Raw genomic sequence first — 2752 nt, forward strand, 5'->3', positions numbered from 1 at the left:
GAAACAGCGTCCACAGCTCGTCCGGTACCAACCGCTCCACCAGATCCGTCATGCACGACTCAACGAGCGATCACGCCATCAGAAACGTTGTCTTAGCGCTTCGGGGGCCGGGCACGCCGCCGACAGACGGCGCGATTCCGTACTGGGCGGCCTGGGCGATGAACATGCCCCGGGACAGGCCGCGCTTATGGCAGATCAGGTCCGCGGGGATCCTGTCGCCATCTGGTTCGACTGGCGTCAATGTGTTCCCCTCTCGTGGACGTGGCGGTGGCGTCGCCGTGCTCAACGACGCCGCACGTTTTCGAGCATCTGTTCCTTTCGGACGCGTTGTGCGCCCTGTGATTCAGCGGTTTTCCGAGGATGCGCAGTGCATCGACCCTTGCCGCGCAAGGGCGCGGGGCTCGGGGAGGTTGGCCGAAACGCCGACGTTCGGTCGCTGCGGCCGCCGGCTGTCAGCCAGCCCTCTTCGCTGTGACTTCACCCCGTTCGCCCGAGGTGGACGGCAGGCCCAGGCGCAGCGTCATGACCGCGTGGTCGGTCAGCCCCGCTTCGTGGGCTTCCTGGTCGTAGTCGCAGGCCAGGACACGCTCGGCGTGGGGTGTGGAGACGAAGAGGTGGTCGAAGCGGAAGCCGTTGCCGCTGCGCCCGAACCAGGAGTGGGCGACCTCGTCGGGGTGGAGGTGACGGAAGGCGTCGGTGAGGCCGGCGGCCGAAAACGAGTCGTAGAAGGCGTACTCCCACCCGCCGAACACCTTGTGCGGGGGCTGGTGGCCGCGCTCGATGACGTTAAGGTCCCCGGCCACGATGACGGGCATGCCTGGGAAGGCGGCGAGCAGCCGCGGCAGGCTCTCGATGACCGATTCCTGGAAGGCGCGCTTGGCGACGTTGCGTTGGTCCTTCGGGCCGCGGGAGGGCACGTACAGGCCCAGCACTCCGATGTCGTGGCCGCCGACGGTGACGCGGGCCGCCGGGGCGCGGTGGGGGGGTGACGGTGACCGGGCTGGGGACCGGCTGGACGTCGCTGGAGCGGCAGGCGATGACCGTGCGGTAGTCGGGCATGGACGGCTGAGGGGCGATCAGGGTGGTGTATCCGCGCTCGGTGAGCGCGGTGACGAGGGCCTCGCCGCCCCGGGTGGAGGACACCTCGGTGAGGATGGCGATGTCGGCGCCCTCCTGGCCGGCGATCCATTCGGCCTGGCGGCGTGGGCGCTGTCACATTATTGGGTGCGTGGGTCTCTGACCGCGTGTCGGGGCGTGGGGAGGGCCGGGTTTGGGGCCGGTGCTCAAGCCTTGGCGGGTTGGCCGGCGGTGCCGGTGATCTGATCCCGGATCGCGAAGCGGATGGCCATCTCGGTTCGGTAGCCGGGGGCGCTCATCAGGTGGCGGCGGGGTCGGAAGTGGGGTGAGATGCCGCTGAACGCGGACAGGAACCGCTGCGCCCCGCCTACCGAGCGGAATCCCTTCATCGCGCGCTCGCGTTGCCTTGTGGGCTGGTGGTTGTTGTCCGACCGGTCGTTCAGACCCTTGTGCGAGCGATGTTCCACCGAGGGCATGACCTTGCGACGGGCCGCGCCGTAGGAGCGGAGCTTGTCGGTGACGATCACCCGCGGTACCGCGCCGTTCTTCTTCATCAATCTGCGGGGGAAACGCCTGGCTGCGGCCTTGTCCCGGTGGCTCTGCACCAGGATGTCCAACACGTAGCCGTTCTGGTCGACGGCCCGCCACAGGTAGTTGCTCACTGTTGATCTTGGTGAATACCTCGTCCGGATGCCACTTGTCACTAGGGCGGGGCTGTCGACGGTCCAGCTCCGCGTCCAGGTCGTGCTGCTCGGCGGGCGTGGGAGCGTAACCGCTCCACTCCTGCAGCGCCGCGCGCGCCCGCTCGACTCGCTCCTGCGGGGTGAGCAGCGTCTCGGCCAGACGCGCCAGGTAGGCGCGCAGGGACAGGCCCTCCTGCGCCGCTATGGCGGCCAGCCGATCCCTGGGCCTCCTGGGGAATCCGTACGTTGGCGTCCGGCATGCTGTCGCCCCTTCCGCCACCTCGCTACCAGCGTAGGGGGTACGTACCCGTATCCCTGCCAGTCCCCTTGATGCGCTCCAGCTCAGCGGCGCGAGCGCGGATCTCGGTCGGGGTGCTCGTGGTCGGTGCCCTCACTTCTCGGTGGTGCGCTGGCAGGCAGGGCAGGTGACGGGGCTCTTGCCGTCCAGGAACTCGCCGTTCTCAGCGTTGCGGTCGCAGGCGGTGACGCGGTCGGCGTATCCGGGCCGGTAGCTGGCCGCAAGCGCGTTCCCTTGGCGTGATGAGCCCCGGGAGAAATTACTAGGCGGGCTGGACCGCCCGAGGTGAGAATGACGCGGTGTTGATCGTGAATGCCGTCCTGGAGACCCCAGAGACCGTTGACTTCTCTTTCTGGCCGGTGGCTGACCTGCCTCCGTACCAGTTCATGGCTCTGTCAGGCAGTATGTCCCCGCTCGAAGTCGGCAGCGCGCTGGCCATGCTGGCTGACTACAACTCGCGGGCAGGCGACGACGATCGCCCTTTGAGGGACGCCAGCGAGGCGATTCGCCGCCTGCTGGAGACAGACAAGGTCATCGCTCCAGGAGGGCTGCGCGTCCACGATACCCGGACCGACGTCACCATCCGGCCAGGATGTTGTTGAACCGCCCCGGGTTCGGTAGAGATCTCAGTTGGTGGTTGTGACCTGGGGTTTCGTGGTTGTCAGGTAGTAGCTGGTCTCGTATTCGACGGGTG

General features: G+C 67.7%; 2 protein-coding genes and 2 pseudogenes. 1 reads left to right on the forward strand and 3 read right to left on the reverse strand.

From position 1 onward, the window contains the following. Positions 1 to 452: 452 nt before the first annotated feature. The 3 genes and pseudogenes from AB0L29_RS35400 to AB0L29_RS35410 form a co-directional block, all read right to left on the reverse strand. Positions 453 to 932 carry a hypothetical protein gene (locus AB0L29_RS35400; protein WP_365833460.1) on the reverse strand — a complete coding sequence of 160 codons (480 nt, stop codon included), beginning with the start codon at positions 930 to 932 and terminating at the stop codon, positions 453 to 455. A gap of 351 nt (positions 933 to 1283) precedes the next feature. Further along, positions 1284 to 1806 (reverse strand): annotated as a pseudogene (locus AB0L29_RS35405) (IS6 family transposase); the annotation flags it as partial. Next, a pseudogene (locus AB0L29_RS35410) lies at positions 1795 to 2020 on the reverse strand (hypothetical protein); the annotation flags it as partial. The pseudogenes AB0L29_RS35405 and AB0L29_RS35410, both read right to left, overlap by 12 nt. A gap of 337 nt (positions 2021 to 2357) precedes the next feature. Between AB0L29_RS35410 and AB0L29_RS35415 the strand changes: the two are divergent. Further along, entirely contained in the window at positions 2358 to 2660 is a 303-nt protein-coding gene (locus AB0L29_RS35415; RefSeq protein WP_365833462.1) for a hypothetical protein, read from the forward strand. The last annotated feature ends 92 nt before the right edge of the window (positions 2661 to 2752 follow it).

This window comes from Streptomyces sp. NPDC052701, from assembly GCF_040678355.1.
GTDB lineage: Bacteria > Actinomycetota > Actinomycetes > Streptomycetales > Streptomycetaceae > Streptomyces.